The 16398-nt window shown below is 62.7% G+C and carries 15 protein-coding genes and 1 tRNA gene; 11 read left to right on the top strand and 5 right to left on the bottom strand.

Translation table 11 applies throughout. The annotated features are described in order from the left end of the window. Positions 1-183: 183 nt before the first annotated feature. The 3 genes from ACN0YJ_RS07945 to ACN0YJ_RS07935 form a co-directional block, all read right to left on the bottom strand. A complete protein-coding gene (locus ACN0YJ_RS07945) occupies positions 184-978 on the bottom strand; it encodes a DNA/RNA non-specific endonuclease (RefSeq protein ID WP_417495866.1) in 795 nt (264 codons plus the stop codon). Positions 979-1266: 288 nt separating this feature from the next. Beyond that, positions 1267-2736, bottom strand: coding sequence for a peptidoglycan-binding domain-containing protein (locus tag ACN0YJ_RS07940; protein ID WP_417495865.1), 1470 nt, complete (start codon positions 2734-2736; stop codon positions 1267-1269). 220 nt (positions 2737-2956) lie between these two features. Continuing rightward, entirely contained in the window at positions 2957-4423 is a 1467-nt protein-coding gene (locus ACN0YJ_RS07935) for a sodium/proline symporter (RefSeq protein ID WP_417477132.1), read from the bottom strand. A 137-nt stretch (positions 4424-4560) separates the two neighbouring features. Between ACN0YJ_RS07935 and ACN0YJ_RS07930 the strand changes: the two genes are divergently transcribed. Beyond that, on the top strand, positions 4561-5379 hold the full coding sequence (locus tag ACN0YJ_RS07930) for an enoyl-CoA hydratase/isomerase family protein (protein ID WP_417495864.1): 819 nt from the start codon (positions 4561-4563) through the stop codon (positions 5377-5379). Beyond that, positions 5376-6587: an acyl-CoA dehydrogenase gene (locus tag ACN0YJ_RS07925; protein ID WP_417495863.1), complete on the top strand. Its 1212-nt coding sequence runs from the start codon at positions 5376-5378 to the stop codon at positions 6585-6587. The genes ACN0YJ_RS07930 and ACN0YJ_RS07925 overlap by 4 nt, the downstream gene beginning before the upstream one ends. A gap of 144 nt (positions 6588-6731) precedes the next feature. Here ACN0YJ_RS07925 and ACN0YJ_RS07920 read toward each other — a convergent pair whose 3' ends face one another. Then, on the bottom strand, positions 6732-7022 hold the full coding sequence (locus ACN0YJ_RS07920; protein WP_417495862.1) for a hypothetical protein: 291 nt from the start codon (positions 7020-7022) through the stop codon (positions 6732-6734). 244 nt (positions 7023-7266) lie between these two features. On the opposite strand from ACN0YJ_RS07920, the gene ACN0YJ_RS07915 reads away from it, so the two are divergent. Together ACN0YJ_RS07915 and ACN0YJ_RS07910 are read left to right on the top strand one after the other, a co-directional pair. Next, positions 7267-7357 (top strand) — tRNA-Ser (locus tag ACN0YJ_RS07915). A 905-nt stretch (positions 7358-8262) separates the two neighbouring features. Next, positions 8263-8967: a Rho family protein gene (locus tag ACN0YJ_RS07910; RefSeq protein ID WP_417495861.1), complete on the top strand. Its 705-nt coding sequence runs from the start codon at positions 8263-8265 to the stop codon at positions 8965-8967. Between the two features lie 30 nt (positions 8968-8997). Here ACN0YJ_RS07910 and ACN0YJ_RS07905 read toward each other — a convergent pair whose 3' ends face one another. Next, positions 8998-9942: an alpha/beta fold hydrolase gene (locus ACN0YJ_RS07905; protein WP_417495860.1), complete on the bottom strand. Its 945-nt coding sequence runs from the start codon at positions 9940-9942 to the stop codon at positions 8998-9000. Between the two features lie 113 nt (positions 9943-10055). Between ACN0YJ_RS07905 and ACN0YJ_RS07900 the strand changes: the two genes are divergently transcribed. From ACN0YJ_RS07900 to ACN0YJ_RS07870, 7 genes are all read left to right on the top strand, one after another. After that, positions 10056-10793, top strand: coding sequence for a helix-turn-helix transcriptional regulator (locus ACN0YJ_RS07900; protein WP_417495859.1), 738 nt, complete (start codon positions 10056-10058; stop codon positions 10791-10793). A gap of 152 nt (positions 10794-10945) precedes the next feature. Beyond that, entirely contained in the window at positions 10946-11575 is a 630-nt protein-coding gene (locus ACN0YJ_RS07895; protein WP_417495858.1) for a MotA/TolQ/ExbB proton channel family protein, read from the top strand. 10 nt (positions 11576-11585) lie between these two features. Then, a complete protein-coding gene (locus ACN0YJ_RS07890) occupies positions 11586-11984 on the top strand; it encodes an ExbD/TolR family protein (RefSeq protein ID WP_417495857.1) in 399 nt (132 codons plus the stop codon). Beyond that, entirely contained in the window at positions 11981-12397 is a 417-nt protein-coding gene (locus tag ACN0YJ_RS07885) for an ExbD/TolR family protein (RefSeq protein WP_417489128.1), read from the top strand. Before ACN0YJ_RS07890 ends, ACN0YJ_RS07885 begins: the two co-directional genes overlap by 4 nt. Then, the gene (locus ACN0YJ_RS07880; protein ID WP_417495856.1) at positions 12390-13220 is read left to right on the top strand and encodes an energy transducer TonB; all 831 of its coding nucleotides are present in this window, start codon (positions 12390-12392) and stop codon (positions 13218-13220) included. The genes ACN0YJ_RS07885 and ACN0YJ_RS07880 overlap by 8 nt, the downstream gene beginning before the upstream one ends. Before the next feature lie 16 nt (positions 13221-13236). Then, positions 13237-15564 carry a TonB-dependent receptor gene (locus ACN0YJ_RS07875; protein WP_417495855.1) on the top strand — a complete coding sequence of 776 codons (2328 nt, stop codon included), beginning with the start codon at positions 13237-13239 and terminating at the stop codon, positions 15562-15564. Between the two features lie 97 nt (positions 15565-15661). Next, positions 15662-16345 (top strand): Fe2+-dependent dioxygenase, encoded by a 684-nt coding sequence (locus ACN0YJ_RS07870; RefSeq protein ID WP_417495854.1) that lies wholly within the window; start codon positions 15662-15664, stop codon positions 16343-16345. The last annotated feature ends 53 nt before the right edge of the window (positions 16346-16398 follow it).

Raw genomic sequence — 16398 nt, 5'->3', positions numbered from 1 at the left:
CTCCAGAGCGCGGCAGGCATCCCTTCAGATCAAACACGAATAACCCGGCCCGCAATGCGGGACCGGGTCCGTAATTCGCTGCCCTGCGCTGGCAGGCTGAGGACGGGATGGACGCCTTGTCATGCGGTGCAGGCTATAGCGCGCACGCTGGACCGGCAAGCCATGCCCCGATCAGCGTTTGGTTCAGGCGACAACACAACCCAGCGCCGCGCCCAGATCGCCGCCGGCCCAGGCCAGACCTTCACCAATGAGAACCAGCCCCGAGCGCCGCTCGATCTCGGCAAGCGTGCTGCGATGATCGCAATAATCCGCATCGCGCGGCGTTTCCTGGTCAAACAGGAAGCCGGTGGAATTGCCCGCGGCATCGATCACCAGCTTCCAGTAGGCGGACGGGACGCTGTGCGTTTCACCGGCATTGGCCAAGCCCGGCATGTCACGCTCATAAAGCGGGCCGGTCAGGACATAGAGCTCGCGCTGCACCCAGGCGAGATCGCGTACGGCGGTTTCCAGCGCGACCCAGGCCCCCTGGTTGAGCGCCGCGCCCTGCGGCGTAATGTTCGAATAAATATTGGTCGAACGCCAGAACGGTGTGCCGGCAAAGGAGGCCAGCGGCGCCTGATGGCCCCGGTCATATCCATGCGCCCGGTTGGCGCCCTGATAATCATCGCGCGCGCCGCGGCCAGCCTCCAGCGTCTCATCCTCGGCGAGGAATTCATCGGTCCGCCAATTGCGGTTCAGGTCCGCTGATGACCCCATGGTTTCGCGCGTCACCCGATAGGCCACCCAATCAGCCAGCTTGGTGTCATCATTGGCCGAGAGTGCATAGATCTCGCGCACGACCAGATCATTGCTGATCGGCGTGCCGGCGGGACAGGCACCGCGATAACAATGGACGATATGAATGTCCTGGCCGCCGGCCGGCAGTGCGCCCGCCATGCCCGAGACTACGGCCAGGGCCGCCACTAGAAGTTTACGCAAGATCCAAGCCCCGACAACACGCCACAAGCGGTAGGCTGTTTCGCATGCGCCGGTCCAGCGACCGGCGCGGGGAGACGTGAGGATTGACCGCAGGGGTTGTAGTGACCGGCGCAGCCGTTATCACGGCAGACTGCCGCGCTGCTGCGCTGGCGGCGCGGCCGCCAAAGCCGAGCGTTCCGCCATACAAAAACACCGCCTCCATCGGCCCGGTCGGGTGATGAAAACGGTGTTGATGTAAGGCTCTAATTTGCCGGGACCGGCCGGATAAACCGACCGGTCCCGCCAGTATTATTCGACGCCAGGCGAGTAGAAGTTCACCGTCAGCGGTGCGTAAGGCACGCCGAGATGTTCCACGGACTCGCGGGTGATCTGACCAACGATCAGATTATTGGCACGCTGGTAATCTTCGAGCGCGGAGAAGGTGCGCTCATTGATGATGCCGTCAATCGGACCCGGGTCATAACCGCGATCGCGCAGGGCACGCTGGATCTGACGGATCGCTTCCGGAGTCGCATTGATTTCGCACAGCACTTCGCGCCAATCGAGATTGCCGCCGCCGGTGACGACCTGACGGACGCGGGTTTCATAAACCGCAGGCACAACGCGGGTTTCCGTACGACCGGGAACCACAACCTGCTGAACGCGAACCGACTCGTAACGAGCAGGAATGACGTCCTCGATCACCTGTTCAGGCACATCGACAACCTGACGCGGAACCTGACGGGTGACAGCCGGGATGACGTCTTCGATCACCTGTTCCGGTGTATCGACAACCTGACGGGTAACCGTCTGGGTCACGGCCGGGATGGTCTGCTCGACCACGCGGGAATAAGCATCCTCACGTGTGCCACCAGGAGAGGTCGCCGTGCCGGAATACGACGTTTCCAGAACGCTGCGCTCGACCAGTTCGGTCACAGCCGGGATGACCCGCTCTTCGACGCGCTCGGCCTGGACCAGACGACGACGGGTAACGGTCTCATATTCCGCAGGAACTTCGACGCGGCAGAGGATTTCGCCGGTTGGCAGTTCACGCAGCTCCGAGCGCGAAAAATTGCGCCGGGCAAATTCTTCGGGCGACGAGGCATCGCCTGCAGCACCAGTGCTGCGGGCCCGCTGGTAGAGCGGTGCCGATGGCTGCCAGGTGGTGTAGGCATCGCGGACCAGAACCTGTTCGGAATAATTTTCGTAAACCGCTGGCACCACAATCCGCTCGACCCGTTCGGCCTGCAGGGTAACCGTTTCGGTCACGGTACGGCGGCCGGCGTCAACAACGCGGCGTTCGGTCCGGGCCGGCTCGACAACGACGGTTTCAGTCACCGTGCGATAGGTCGCAGGAATAATCCGGCGCTCAACGCGCTCGGGTTCGATGATCACGGTGTCATACACGGTCGTGTAAGTCGCCGGGATCACCCGAAGCTCGATACGTTCCGCTTCCAGCAGCACGTTCTCGGTGACCGTTTCATAGGTCGCCGGAATCACGACCGTTTCGGTTGCTTCGGCCTGGACCAGGATCGATTCCGTCACCGGCTCGGTCGAGATCGGCACGAGAACGCGTGCGAAACACTGGCCATCGGTCAGCGCGGGTGGATAATCAGCCGAGCTATTGAGCTGGTTTTCCAGGTCGCGAATGCGCCGCTGGGCATCAGCCAGCTCACGCTCGACGGAAGCGTTGGATTGCGAAAAAGCCGGCGCTGCTGCACCGGCAAGCATCAGGCCGCTACAAATTGTAGCGGTCAAGAGTTTGAATTTAAATGTCACGGAACCCCCCTTACACGATAAAACTATAGTGTCATTATGTTAACGTTTCGGGCTGTCGTAGCAAGATAAAACTTGATTGCCTGCCCGTTCGGGCCCGGCGAACCCTGACGGCTAAGGTGTACTCCACACCCGGACCGGGAACTAAAATGCGGGGCAGAGCCCGACATCCCCGCGGCAGGCGCATGCCGGTGAACCAAAACCGCGCCCGCCTTTGATTTAATTACACCTTCCGCTGCCGGCCCAGCCACAGGATCACCAGCGCCGGCACCCAGGGCACAACGCGCTCGAACGGGTCGCCCGGCAGGCGGGCGAGTTCGGCCAGCGTCTGCATCACGCCGTCGAGCCCGGCCGGATCGACGGCACCGAGGGCGTTAAAGAACACCGTCAGCGCGAAACCGGTCGCCATGGCGGCGAGTGTGGCCCGGCCGCTTGGCTCGATGTGCATGACCCGCATGATGATGATCGGCCCGAAGGCAGCCCCCAGTGCCGCCCAGGCGAAGAGGACGCGGGCGAAGATCGTGCTCGGCAAGGCCAGGGTCATCCAGATCGCCACCAGCGCAATGGCCAGCATGACGATGCGGGATACGGTCAACTCGCTGCCCGGGAAACGGCGCGACAAGCCCATATCATGGGCGATGGCGGCGGCCGCGACGAGCAGGATGGAATCGACCGTCGACATCACCGCCGAGAGCACCGCGGCCAGCACAATCCCGGCCAGAACCGGCGGCAAGAGATCACCGGCCAGCAGATAGAATAAATCCTCGCCATTTTCCGCGCCGCCAACCAGGGCCCGCCCGGCCAGCGCCAGGACCGTCATGCCGGTGAACATGATCACGGCCCAGACGATCGCGATGGCGAAGCCGCGATAGCGCGCGGCCTCGTCCTTGATGGCCATCAGACGCGACATGAGTTGCGGCTGTCCCAGCGCACCGATACCCACGCCCCAGACGCCGAGCACGAAACCGGCCAGCATGAAGCCGGCGCGGCCACCGGAAATCTGGAGATATTGCGGCGGCGCTTCGACCGCGAGGGTCGCGAAAACCTGTGCCGGACCGCCCGCCGCGATCAGGGCCGCCACTGGCAGGGTGAGCGCGACCAGCACCATCATGAAGCCTTGCAGCATGTCCGTGACGCTGACGGCCCAGAAACCGCCGAGCAGGGAATAGATCAGGATCACCGCCGCGCCGATCATTACGGCTTCGGTCTGGTTGACGGGAAACTGGGTCTCGAAGGCGGCCGCAGCGGCACCAAACTGGGCCGCGATATAGAAGACGAAACAGAACACGATCAGGATCGAGGCCAGACCGGTGATCAGCACCCGCGTCCGGCCGGAGGTCTGTGCGGCGAGAAAATCGGTCAGCGTGACGTGGCCGCGCTCGGCGGTTTCCTCGCGCAGGCGCTTGCCGAACCAGAGCCAGACCGCGACATAGCCGCCCCAGATCCCCGGCACCATCCACAGGGCCGACAAACCGGTCGCGTAAACGAAGCCGGTAAAACCCAGCAGCACCCAGGCCGAGGAGGTCGAGGCCGCATAGGACAGGCCCGCAACCCAGGCCCCCAATCCCTGGCTGGCGACGAAGAAGTCGGATTCATTCCGGTTACGCTTGCTGGCCCAGACGCCAACCCCGATCAGAATGAAATTATAGATCACCAGCGTGATCAGCACGACGATTGTCTGTTGGTTCATAACGCCCTCCCCGGCATCGCTACGCAAAACGCAGCGCGGCGCTTTTATGACTCAGGGCCACAGGTTTATGCTGGTTTGGTCGGCGATACCAAGGCTTCGCTGCGCCACGCCGGTCCGCAACGAGAATTGACCCCGCAATGACCCAGCCTCCTGTTGAAGGCCTGACCCTGGAGCGCCGCGGTGCAGTGGCCGAACTCCTGCTCGACCGGCCGCACACCCGCAATGCCTTTACCCAGGCGATGTGGGCCGCCCTGCCCGGCCTGCTGGAAACCGCAGCGCGTGACTGCCGCGTATTGATCGTGCGCGGCGCCGGCAATGCCTTCGCCTCGGGCGCCGATATTTCCGAATTCGCCGAAGTTTACGCGACGCCCGAGCGCGCCGGAACCTACTCGCGCCAGATCGCCGCCGCGCTCGACGCCCTCGCCGCTTTCCCGCATCCGACAATCGCCATGATCCGCGGGGCCTGCGTCGGCGGCGGTTGCGCCCTGGCGCTGGCCTGTGATCTGCGCTTTGCCGATGAGAGCGCCCGCTTCGCCATTACGCCCGCCAAGATGGGGTTGATCTATCCCTTCAACGATACCAAACGCCTGGTTGATGCCGTTGGCGCGGCAATGGCCAAGGACATGTTGTTCTCGGCCCGCACGCTCGACGCCGCCGAAGCGCTGGCCTGCGGACTGGCCAGCCGCGTCACCTCGCCCTCGGGGCTGGACCGTCTGGTGAGCGATTATATGGATCAACTACTGGACATGTCGCCGCATTCGGCCGAATTCACCAAGCAGATGATTGCCCGCGTTCTCGCGGGACAGAACCAGGACAGTGAGACAACGAAAGCGTTGTTCGCCGGGGCTTTCAGCCACGCAGATTTCAACGAGGGCTATCGCGCCTTCCTGGAGAAGCGAAAGCCGGATTTCAGCGCCGTACGAGCGGCACCAGGCACAGGGATTAAAGACCAATGACCACGCTTAAAGCCAAGGATGCACCCGATCTGGGCCGTTTCGACTGGGAAGATGCCTTCCGTCTCGACGACCAGCTGACCGAGGAAGAACGCCTGGTCCGCGATGCCGCCCGTGCCTATGCCCGGGACAAGCTGCAGCCGCGCGTGATCGAAGCCTATCGCGAAGAAAAGACCGATCCGGAAATCTTCCGCGAAATGGGCGCGCTCGGCCTGCTCGGCTCGACCATTCCGGAAGCCTATGGCGGCGCCGAGCTGGGCTATGTCGCCTACGGCTTGGTGGCGCGCGAGGTTGAACGCGTCGATAGCGGCTATCGTTCGATGATGTCGGTCCAGTCCTCGCTGGTGATGTATCCGATCTATGCCTATGGCTCCGAAGAGCAACGGATGAAATACCTGCCCAAGCTCGCCAGCGGTGAATATATCGGCTGTTTCGGCCTGACCGAGCCGGATGCCGGCTCCGATCCCGGCGGCATGAAAACCCGCGCCACAAAGACCGCTGACGGCTACCGCCTCAATGGCGCGAAAATGTGGATCTCCAACTCGCCGATCGCCGATGTCTTCGTCGTCTGGGCCAAATCCGACGCCCATGACGGCAAGATCCGCGGCTTCGTGCTCGACAAGGGCATGAAAGGCCTCTCCGCCCCCAAGATCGGCGGCAAGCTCTCGCTACGCGCCTCGATCACCGGCGAGATCGTGATGGATAATGTCGAGGTGGGTGAGGACGCGCTCCTGCCCAATGTCTCCGGCCTGAAAGGCCCGTTCGGCTGTCTCAATCGCGCCCGCTATGGCATTTCCTGGGGTGTGCTCGGGGCCGCGGAATTCTGCTGGCACGCCGCGCGCCAGTACGGGCTCGACCGCCATCAATTCGGCCGCCCGCTGGCGCAGACCCAGCTCTACCAGAAAAAGCTCGCCGACATGCAGACCGAGATCGCGCTGGGCCTGCAGGCCTCCCTACGCGTTGGACGCCTGATGGATGAAGCCAAAGCGGCACCGGAAATGATCTCGATCGTCAAACGCAATAATTGCGGCAAGGCCCTCGATATCGCCCGCCAGGCCCGCGACATGCACGGCGGCAATGGCATTTCGGAAGAATTCCAGGTGATGCGCCACATGGTCAATCTGGAAACCGTCAACACCTATGAAGGCGCCCACGACGTCCACGCCCTGATCCTGGGCCGGGCCCAGACCGGTCTGCAGGCGTTTTTCTAGGGCACCAGGCGGAGCCGCCCGGTCCGGCAAGGACGGGTGCACCTGCATCCCCCGCGCCGGCGCGGGCGATCAAGAACCGGCAATGAAAACACCCGGCTCGAGGATCGAGCCGGGTGTTTTTTGTCGGTCTGGCAGCGCCTTCGGCTAGAGGCCGAACTCGGAGCATTCATGGATCGACTGGCCCCCGCCGGGTGCAATGCAGATCACGGCAGAGCATTCACCGGTGAAGTGGTTGTAATACACCCAGCACCCATCGGGCACGCCCTGGACCTGCCCGGTGCGGTAAGCCTCAAGCTCGGCCGCGCTGAGCATTCTTGGCTGGGCGACATCCTGAAACGCATCCGCTTGACCAGCACCGGCAATCGCCGATGGTCCAGCCACCATTGACAGGGCGGCAGCGACGCCGGCCACGAGTATCGATTTTCCTGAGATCATAAGATTTCCCCATTACCCATAGATTGAACTCCATCACAGTGTGCAACCTAAACGTGCGAGTCAATCGAAAGCTTGCGACTTCATGCCTGCCCCGCCTGGCCCCGAAACCTGCCGTCCGACCCGCCGTCACCCCCGTCGCCAGGCGAGCGCTTGCAGCCTTCACGCGCCGCGCGCCTGCAATCGGATCGCAAATCGCCGCAACTCCCGCTTGATAGCCCCGCCCGGGCATTCTAAACCCGCAAGTGGAGAGGTGGCCGAGTGGTCGAAGGCGCTCCCCTGCTAAGGGAGTGTACGCCAAAAGCGTACCGAGGGTTCGAATCCCTTCCTCTCCGCCACTACCCCCCGAACGAAAACGGTGTCCCGGTCAGGGTACAGACGAATTGTGCGGGCTGTGTCCGCGGGCGTATCGCGCCAGTGACCTTCGTTCCTGATCCAGACACGATCCCGCTGAAACAAGCTACGATCCCCTGTCCTCACGACGCCGAGTGGTGGCCGTCGAGGCGGCCCATGTGCGCCAGCGGTAACCCAATCAAATCATCGTGAGGCCTAAGCGCGCACGATCATCCAGCCATGCGCACCCGCGACCGCTCCCAGAACGGTGATGACGCTGGCACGAGCGGGACATGGTCCAGCTTTGCCGGTGCGTGTCCCGATTTGGGTTTACCAAAACCGGGCCTGCATTTGCGAGGTTTGGCCCAATGCCGTTGTGCCTGTCCCGGCTCGGCCGGTGCGCGCATCCCGTCGGGACACGCACCGGCAAAGCCGGACCGCGTCCCGGGGCGAGGTTTGAAATCAGTGGCGCAGCATGGCGCATCCAGATGCACCTTGTCCGCCCCTGTCCCGGCGCGGTTATAATCGCGCCAGACCCGCTCTTTGACATCGTCGATCCGTCAAGAATTCGCCCGCACCGCCCGAGCGCCCTTGCTGCCGCCCGGTGCAGCGGGTGACAGACTGGCAGAGTCGGCCATCGGCCCTGTCACGGCGTTCAGTCCTGTCCAGACAGGCCTGCCGCCCTGCAATGGCAGAATGGCAGACTGGCAGACTGGCAGACTGGCAGAGTCTTTTCAGGTGGAATTCAAAATTCCATGGCACGAGCGTTATCAGGCCAGACTGGACTGCCCGACATTCAGTGCGACAGGACTGCAATCGCGGCGTCTCAGATCCTTCGGGCGGTTTCATAGTGAAAACACCGGCTTGTCTGTGCTAGCATCACGTTTGTGAACAGATCCGGGGGCTTGCAATGAACCGACGCGACTTACTGGCCTTTGGCGGCGCGAGCGCGCTCACACTGGCGCTGCCGCGCCCGGCATCCGCGCGCACCGGCATCTCCATGATCAAGATGGTGTTTGTCGGCGATCATCATATCGGCAAGAGCAGCATGCTGGTTTCCTATACGACAAACCGGTTTCCGGTTGAGGGCATCGCCACCGGTTTCGATACCCTGACCGCCCATCTCGTCTATCAGGGCCAGCCGACGCAGCTGGAACTGACCGACACGCCCGGCGCCGAAGACTATGACCGCGTCCGTCCGCTATCCTATCCGGGTGCGGACGTGGTCGGGCTTGGCTTTTCGCTTACCGACCGCAGCAGTTTTGAGGCCGTGACCCAAAGGTGGCTGCCCGAAATTCGCCACCACCTGCCCGGGGCCCCGATCATACTGATCGGCATGAAGGCCGACCTGCGCCATGACCCGAGCTGGGTGTTCAGCGATCCGGTCCCGCGCGAGGAGTGCGAGGCCCTGGCCGCCCAGATCGGGGCCGTGGCCTATCAGGAGAACTCGGCTGTGACGCAGGCGGGGCTCGCGCAGACCTTCCAGGCACTGATGGCCGCGGCGCGTGGCGAACCGGTCGACAGGTCCCGATTGCCAACGCGCCGTCAAATTCGTCCGGGCCAGAACGCGCTGACCCCGGCGCGCCGGCCAACACCACGCCGCGGCGGCAACTGAAGCGCCCCTGCCCCGTAGACGCACCGGGAACTAGCCGGCATGCAGACGCTGCAGCCAGTTCAGCATGGCTTGCGTTGTTTCCTCCGGCATTTCCTGCTGGATCCAATGGCCACAATCGAGTGTCACGACATCCGAATTCGGCACGAAATGCGCCAGGGTTTGCGATTTTTGCACCACATCCCGATCGCCATAGATCATGAGTGCGGGCTGGTGGATGATCGGGTCCGCATCGGCCAGTATGTGCCAGTTGCGGTCGAGATTGCGGTACCAGTTGACGCTCCCCGTGAAGCCGGATCCTTCAAAAGCCTCAACGAAGACGGCCAGCTCGCTATCGGACATCAATGGATCGCCCGCGGGTGTTTCCTGCCTTGCAAGATTGATCAATGCCATCCCCGGCTCCGGCTCACCGGGCTGTTGGTTCTTGCGGAAGATATTGCGCAGGAAACGATGCGCATGGGCATCGAAGACAGCGTCTGCGACACCCGGTTTCTGGTTGAAATGGACGAAATAATTGTCAGACCCCATGAGGTCTTCAAGAAATTCGACCCAGGGTTTCTCGCCCCGGTCCATATAGGGCACGCTCAAGGCGATCACCGCCTTCACCCGCGCCGGATGCAAGAGGGTCAGCCCCCACACGACCATTGCGCCCCAGTCATGGCCAACAAAGACCGCCTCGGCGTATCCGAAGTGATCCAGCAGCCCGACGAGATCGCCGGACAATTGCGTGATGTCATAATCGGTGATGCGGGACGGGCTCGACGAATGGCCATAGCCGCGCTGGTTCGGGACGATCACATGATAGCCTGCCGCGGCAAGCGCCGGCATCTGGTGCCGCCAGGAATAGGCGTGCTCCGGCCACCCATGACACAGGATAATCGGGTTTCCGGCGTTTTCCCGGCCGGCCTCGAAGACTTCCAGCTCCACGCCATTGACCGGGATGATGACAGGTTCAGGGATGTCGGTTGGATCGAACATTGCGTTTCCTCTGTGTGGGCTCGAGGCGACGCAGGCTGCGTCCCGCCTCGATATGTTGGTGCAGCACAGAGGGGTTTATTGGTGATCATGACATTTTATGTCATATTTGTTGCGTGACCCGCACAAACTCTTATTCCCGCCTGAAACGCCTCGAGCTTCTGGCCGCCCAGCTCAAGCAGGAGGGCTTTTGCACGATCCGGGACCTCGCCGAAGCGCACCAGGTGAGCGACCGCACGATCGCGCGTGACCTTCAGTTGATGCGCGACGAGCAAGGCCTCCCCATCGAGACCGACCGGGGGCGCGGAGGTGGTATCCGGATCGCCCGGAACTGGGGCGTCGGGCGACTAAGTCTCAGCTATGCCGAGGCGGTCGATCTGCTGATCAGCATCGCGGTCGCCGAGCAGATGCAATCGCCGCTCTTTCTCGGCAATCTCGCCTCGATCAGGCGACAACTCATCGCGTCCTTTTCGTCCGACAGGCGCGAACGCGTGGAGCGGCTGAAGTCCAGAATACTGATCGGATACACGGCATCAGCGACAGTCCAGAACACCATGGGCGCGGCCGATCTGCGTGCCATTCAACCGCTCCACCAGGGCTTTCTCGACCAGACGGCCATTCGCATCCGCTACAAGGCCGAGAGCGGCAAAACGACCGCGCGCGAGATCGAGGCACATTATCTCGTGCTGAATTATCCAGTCTGGTACGTGCTGGCCTTCGACAAGCTCCGAGCGGCGTGCCGGGTCTTCCGGTGTGACCGTATTCTGGCCGCCAACGCGACCGAGACACCGTTTGATATACGGCCGCTGACGGCGTTCGAGCCGCCTGAAGGTGGATATTACGCCCTCAAATAGGGCAGATCCGGCCATGCCAGCCCGATTGGAGATTGGCCTGCCTTCCTGTCCGTCCTGCCAGAATGGCGATCGTCCCTGAACACCGGACTTGACCCCGGACCGTCAATGCGACTTATTCGCATTCACAAAATCCACAGGTTAAGGGCGAGCATATGACGATGGATCTGGTTCCAGTTTGGCTGGTGCAAGGCGGTTGGGTGATCTGGATTCTGGCCGTCGGATCGGTCATCTCGATCGCCGCGATTCTTTATGTTTTCGCGCGCCATTCCGCGGCGAAACTCCCCCTCACCCCGCGCCGGACCGAGGCCCTCCTCGCCGCCGCGCTCGGCCCTGAGGGCCATGTTGCGCGGGCGCCCTATGAAGTGCTGGCGGCAATGGCGAGCAAGCTGCGCCGCGCCGGCACGCCGCGTCAGGATATCCTCGACGAGTTGACGATTCTTGCAACCGAGCAATTGAACGAGTTGCGCACCGGCATGCGCCTGCTCGAAGTGATTGCCGGCGCGGCACCGCTGATGGGTTTGCTGGGCACGGTGCTCGGCATGATCGAGGCTTTCAAACAGCTCGAAATGGCGGGCAGCCAGATTGACCCTTCCGTCCTGTCCGGCGGGATCTGGCAGGCTTTGTTGACGACCGCTGCCGGTCTCATCGTGGCCTTGCCTGCGCTGATCGCCTGGCACCATTTTGATCGCGGCCTGGAGAATGCCCGCATCGCGATGAATGCGCTTCTGGCGCGGATTTCCAACGCCTTGCGCGCCAGCGAGCGCGCCGGTTCCGCCAATTAGGGCCGGCGCCATGATCCCCGAATCCACCACACGGCGCAAACCCGCCACCGGCCTGACGCCGCTGATTGATGTCGTCTTCATCCTGTTGATTTTCTTCATGCTTGTGGTGCAGTTCAGCGAGTATCAGCAAGTTCCGATGACGGTCGTGACGACGACAACGGGGCCCGTCCAGGACAATCAGGACAACTGGATCATCACCGCCGCCGGGGGTGGCGCCTGCCGCCTGCGCCAGGTCGAAATGTCCTGCGATGCGGCACTGGCTGCCCTGCCGGAGCGCCTGGCCAATCCGGTCGTCCTCGGCATCGCCGATACGGCGACACTGGGCGAGGCCATCGACCTTCAGACCCGCCTGATCGAGCGCGGCCATGATGTCAGTTTCGGCCTGGCTGACGCGGTGCAACAGCCATGAGTCGCGGGGCCGATTTCATCGCGCGCCATGAGACGCGCCGGCCGCCGGTTGAGGCGGCTTTGCCTTTGATTAATATCGTTTTTCTTCTGCTCATCTTTTTCCTGATGGCGGGCAGTATGCAATCGCCGATCGAAAAATCGATCATGGCACCGAGCCAGGCGGTCAGTTTCGATGATGTCGAATTTGTCCCTGCCGACTGGCTCTATCTCGCCGCTGACGGCCGTCTCGTTTTTCGCGGCGACGCGGTCGAACTCGCTGATATTGCTGGAACACTGGTCGAAGATCGTGGTGTCCTGTTCGCCGATTCCGAGACCCCTGGTGCCAGCATCAACGCGGTGTTGCGGGCCTATGAGACCGCGGGATCGCAGGGAGTTTTGCTGATCACCGCGCGCGAGACACCCGTCGATGGATAAGGTCTCCGCCCTGCTTGCCGCAGCCCTGCTGCATGTTGCCGGTTTGACGGCCGTGCTCCTGCTATCCGCCCCCGCTGGTATTGCCGGACCTCAGGGGGGTGCCGAAACGGCCGCGCCGGCGGCGATGCGTCAGGTCAATCTGGTTCGCTTCACCCCGCCCGCGCCGGCGCCGGAACCCCGGTCTCAACCGGTCGAGGCGGAGATTATGCCGGTCGATGCCGTGTCCGACACGATTCTGCCGGACGTGATCGAGCTGCGCCCCGAACCGGTCCGTCCGGCATCGCCACCGCGTCCGGAGCCGGAACCAGAGCCGGAGCCGGAGCCGGAGCCGGAACCTGAACCCACCGAAGCGGTCGAGCCCCTGCCCGAATCCGAGACGCCACCAGATCCTGCCGCCACAGCCACTGACGGCCAAAGCGAGCCGGGCACTGCGCAGCAGGACGGCCCGGCCAGCAGCGAGGCCACCAGCCAGGAGCCGTCCGCCAGACAGGGCGCGCGTTCCGGCCGCGAAGGCCGCCGCGCGGCGCGCGAGCAACGCGATTATATCCGCGCCCTGATGGCGGCGCTCGTTGAGCATCGCGTCTACCCGCCCGAACTCATGCGCGCCCATGTCGAAGGCGTTGTCCGTGTCCGCTTCACGATTGATCGGGCGGGGCATGTCCTCTCGGCCGAACTGGCGGAAACCTCCGGCCATGCCGGGCTTGACCAGGCTGCGCTGGCGGTTCTTCAGCGCGCCAGTCCGCTGCCACCCATTCCCGATTCCATGGGCCTTGAACGGCTCACCATCACCCTTCCCATCGAATTTTCACTCATCACCAACTGATTTTCCGGAGACCCCAATGACCCGAACATCCCCCGCCATCCGGCGCCCCGTCAGCTTGCGCCACACCACCACAACCAAGGCCGGCAGCCCCAAAGCCATGCTGGCACTGGGCGCATCGGCGATGCTGCTCGGCGGCCAGGCCATGGCGCAGCAGGCGGGCGAGGAAGGCACGCTTGAGCTCGACACGCTGCGGATTGAAGAGCGCACGCTCGACACCAATCCCTATGCGGAAGACGGCGCGCCCTACAAGGCCCGCATTTCCGGCGATAGCCGCCGTACCGAAACCATCGCCGAAACCCCGGCGACCATCAGCGTTCTGACCCAGACCGCGTTGCAGGAAGCGGGCACCACCGATCTGCGCGAAACCCTCGACCGTCAGCCGGGCATCACGCTGGGCACCGGCGAGAATGGCAATGCCTTCGGCGACCGTTATGTCATCCGCGGCCATGAAGCGCGCAGCGATGTCTTCGTCGACGGTTTGCGCGATCCGGGCATGACGATCCGCGAAAGCTTCGCGGTCGAGCAGATCGAGATCACCAAAGGGCCAAGCTCGACCTTCGCCGGGCGCGGCTCGACCGGCGGTGCGATCAACTCCATCACCAAACAGGCCGGCCTGGACTATGATTTCAACAATTTGGAGCTGGGCATCGGCACGGACGGCTATCGCCGTTTCACACTTGATTCCAACATGCCGCTCAGTGACACGGTCGCGCTGCGGGCCAATCTCCTGCACGCCTATGAGGAAGTGCCCGATCGCGGCCCGGCCGAGCGTGAGCGCAATGGTGCCGCACTCTCACTGGCTATCGAGGCCAGCGACACGCTGAACTTCGTCGCCGACTATTATTATCTCGACGCTTCGGGCGATGCCGATCTGGGGACCTATATCATTCCCGGTGGCGGCGCGCCGGTCGACGATATTCCGGTCTATCTGCAGAACGAGGATTTCCTCGAATCCACGGTCAATGTCTTCACCTTCCGCACCAGCTGGGACGCGACCGATAATCTGCGGATCGAGAATGCGCTGCGCTATGGCACCACGGACAACGGCTATGTCGCGACCGGCGCACGCGGCACGGATCGCGACGCGACCGATCCTTTCGCCCCCGGCGTGCCGACCATTGGTCTGAGCACCCATCAGGGCTGGCAGGAAGTGGAATATCTCGTCAACCAGGCCAATGCCTTCTGGGATACCGAATTGGCGGGCCTGTCGCACAGCTTTGTGTTCGGCGTCGAGTATTCCGATCTCAGCGTTATCAATGGCGTCTATGACATCACCAATACCGGGGCGACCAATTGCGTGACGTCCGGCCGCGGCGGTGCCCAGCCGAATTACTGCATTCTCGACGCCAATGGCGATACGGTCGCCGATCTCAACACGCTGATGGGCCGCGATATCAGCCGCGGCGACCAGGATTCAGACTATAATGTCGACACGCTCTCGCTTTACGCGATGGACACGGTCGAGCTGACCGATCAGCTTTCGCTCTTCGCCGGCGTGCGCCTCGACAGTTTCGACTACAGCAATGGGCTGACCCGGGCCGGCACCACAACCGCGTATGATTATTCTGACGAATTGTGGAATGGCCATATCGGTCTGGTCTTTGACGTCACCGACGATGCCAATATCTATCTGAGCCTCTCGACGTCGAGCAATATCAATGGCGGCGAATCCGATGTCGGCGGCAGCTGTGGTTATGGCGGGCTGTGCGGCACGCCGGACCAGGTCGTGCTGAGCGAGCCGGAAGACACCCTCAATATCGAGCTCGGCAGCAAGTGGAGCTTCTACGACGACCAGCTTTTGTTCACGGTGGCAGCCTTCCAGATCACCAAGTCCAATGTGATGGAAAATGTCGGCAGCGACTATGAGGCGCTCGGAACGCTCAACACCGGCGAAAACCAGGTCACCGGGATTGAATTCGGTCTTGTCGGCAACATAACCGACGAACTCTCCGTCCAGTTTGGCGCCGCCTTCATGTCGTCGGAAGTGACAGAATCGATCACGGCCTCCCAGATCGGCGGCACGCTGAGCAATTTTGCCGATAACAGCGCCTATCTTCAGCTGCGCTACCAGGCGACGCCGCAACTCTCCTTCGGTGGTGCCATGACCTATTCCAGCGAAATGTTCTCGGGTCAGCCCGATTCCGCTGGCGGCAGCTATGAAATCCCCGCCTATACGGTGCTCGACGCCTTCGCGACCTGGGAATTCACCGGGCAGACGAGCGTGCGGCTGAATGTCGGTAATCTCACCGACGAAAATTACTACACGGCGGCTTATCGCAGCGGTGCCTTCACCTATATCGGTGATGCCCGCAATGTCCGCCTGACCCTCGTCTCCTCCTTCTGACCCCTGGCGGGTGTCGGCCAGCGCCCCGGCGCTGGTTGACACCCGCAGCCGGCTTGCCGATGACTGGCATCATCGCGGCCCGTACCGGATTTTTGCCATGCTGATCATCATCGAAAACGTGCTCGACAAGGCTGGTGTCCAGGCCCTGCGCGACCGGCTCGACCCGGCCGACTGGGTTGATGGCAAGGCGTCGGCCGGTTCGGTCTCGCGGGCCGTGAAGCGCAATCGCCAACTCGACCAGAACAGCGATACCGCGATCGCGCTCGGCAATCACATTGTGGGCATTCTCGGCCGCCACCCGACCTTCATTTCCGCGGCCCTGCCGCAGAAAATCTACCCCCCCATGTTCAACAATTATGCCGGCGGCGGCACTTATGGCGCCCATATCGACAGCGCCATCATGCATGTCGATCGCGCCAACATGACCGTGCGCACGGATCTCTCCGCCACCCTCTTCCTGACCGAGCCCGAGGATTATGACGGCGGCGAACTGGTGATCGAAACCAGCTATGGCGCCCAGCCCGTCAAGCTCGCCGCCGGCGATCTTGTACTCTACCCGGCGACCAGCCTGCACCAGGTCACCCCGGTCACGCGCGGTGCCCGTATCAGTTCATTCTTCTGGATCCAGAGCATGGTGCAGGACGGCGCCCGGCGCGAAATGCTCTACGATCTCGACCGCACCATCCAGCAACTTCGCCAGGACCATGACGACAATGATCCCCGCCTCAACAGCCTGACCGGGATCTATCATAATCTGATGCGCCAATGGGCGGTGGTCTAGTGCCCCATTCCAGCGCCCTGCCCACCTCTCCGAGACGCAAGCAATGGCGGGAG

Origin of the sequence: Maricaulis sp. (genome assembly GCF_048270095.1) — a bacterium.
Classification (GTDB): Bacteria; Pseudomonadota; Alphaproteobacteria; order Caulobacterales; family Maricaulaceae; genus Maricaulis.
This window is presented reverse-complemented; position numbering and strand designations above follow the sequence as displayed.

Excerpts from the sequence above, each read along its gene's own strand:
- ACN0YJ_RS07935 (WP_417477132.1), bottom strand. The coding sequence starts at position 4,423 with ATGAACCAACAGACAATCGTCGTGCTGATCACGCTGGTGATCTATAAT.
- ACN0YJ_RS07930 (WP_417495864.1), top strand. The coding sequence starts at position 4,561 with ATGACCCAGCCTCCTGTTGAAGGCCTGACCCTGGAGCGCCGCGGTGCA.
- ACN0YJ_RS07925 (WP_417495863.1), top strand. The coding sequence starts at position 5,376 with ATGACCACGCTTAAAGCCAAGGATGCACCCGATCTGGGCCGTTTCGAC.
- ACN0YJ_RS07920 (WP_417495862.1), bottom strand. The coding sequence starts at position 7,022 with ATGATCTCAGGAAAATCGATACTCGTGGCCGGCGTCGCTGCCGCCCTG.
- ACN0YJ_RS07910 (WP_417495861.1), top strand. The coding sequence starts at position 8,263 with ATGAACCGACGCGACTTACTGGCCTTTGGCGGCGCGAGCGCGCTCACA.
- ACN0YJ_RS07905 (WP_417495860.1), bottom strand. The coding sequence starts at position 9,942 with ATGTTCGATCCAACCGACATCCCTGAACCTGTCATCATCCCGGTCAAT.
- ACN0YJ_RS07895 (WP_417495858.1), top strand. The coding sequence starts at position 10,946 with ATGACGATGGATCTGGTTCCAGTTTGGCTGGTGCAAGGCGGTTGGGTG.
- ACN0YJ_RS07890 (WP_417495857.1), top strand. The coding sequence starts at position 11,586 with ATGATCCCCGAATCCACCACACGGCGCAAACCCGCCACCGGCCTGACG.
- ACN0YJ_RS07885 (WP_417489128.1), top strand. The coding sequence starts at position 11,981 with ATGAGTCGCGGGGCCGATTTCATCGCGCGCCATGAGACGCGCCGGCCG.
- ACN0YJ_RS07880 (WP_417495856.1), top strand. The coding sequence starts at position 12,390 with ATGGATAAGGTCTCCGCCCTGCTTGCCGCAGCCCTGCTGCATGTTGCC.
- ACN0YJ_RS07875 (WP_417495855.1), top strand. The coding sequence starts at position 13,237 with ATGACCCGAACATCCCCCGCCATCCGGCGCCCCGTCAGCTTGCGCCAC.
- ACN0YJ_RS07870 (WP_417495854.1), top strand. The coding sequence starts at position 15,662 with ATGCTGATCATCATCGAAAACGTGCTCGACAAGGCTGGTGTCCAGGCC.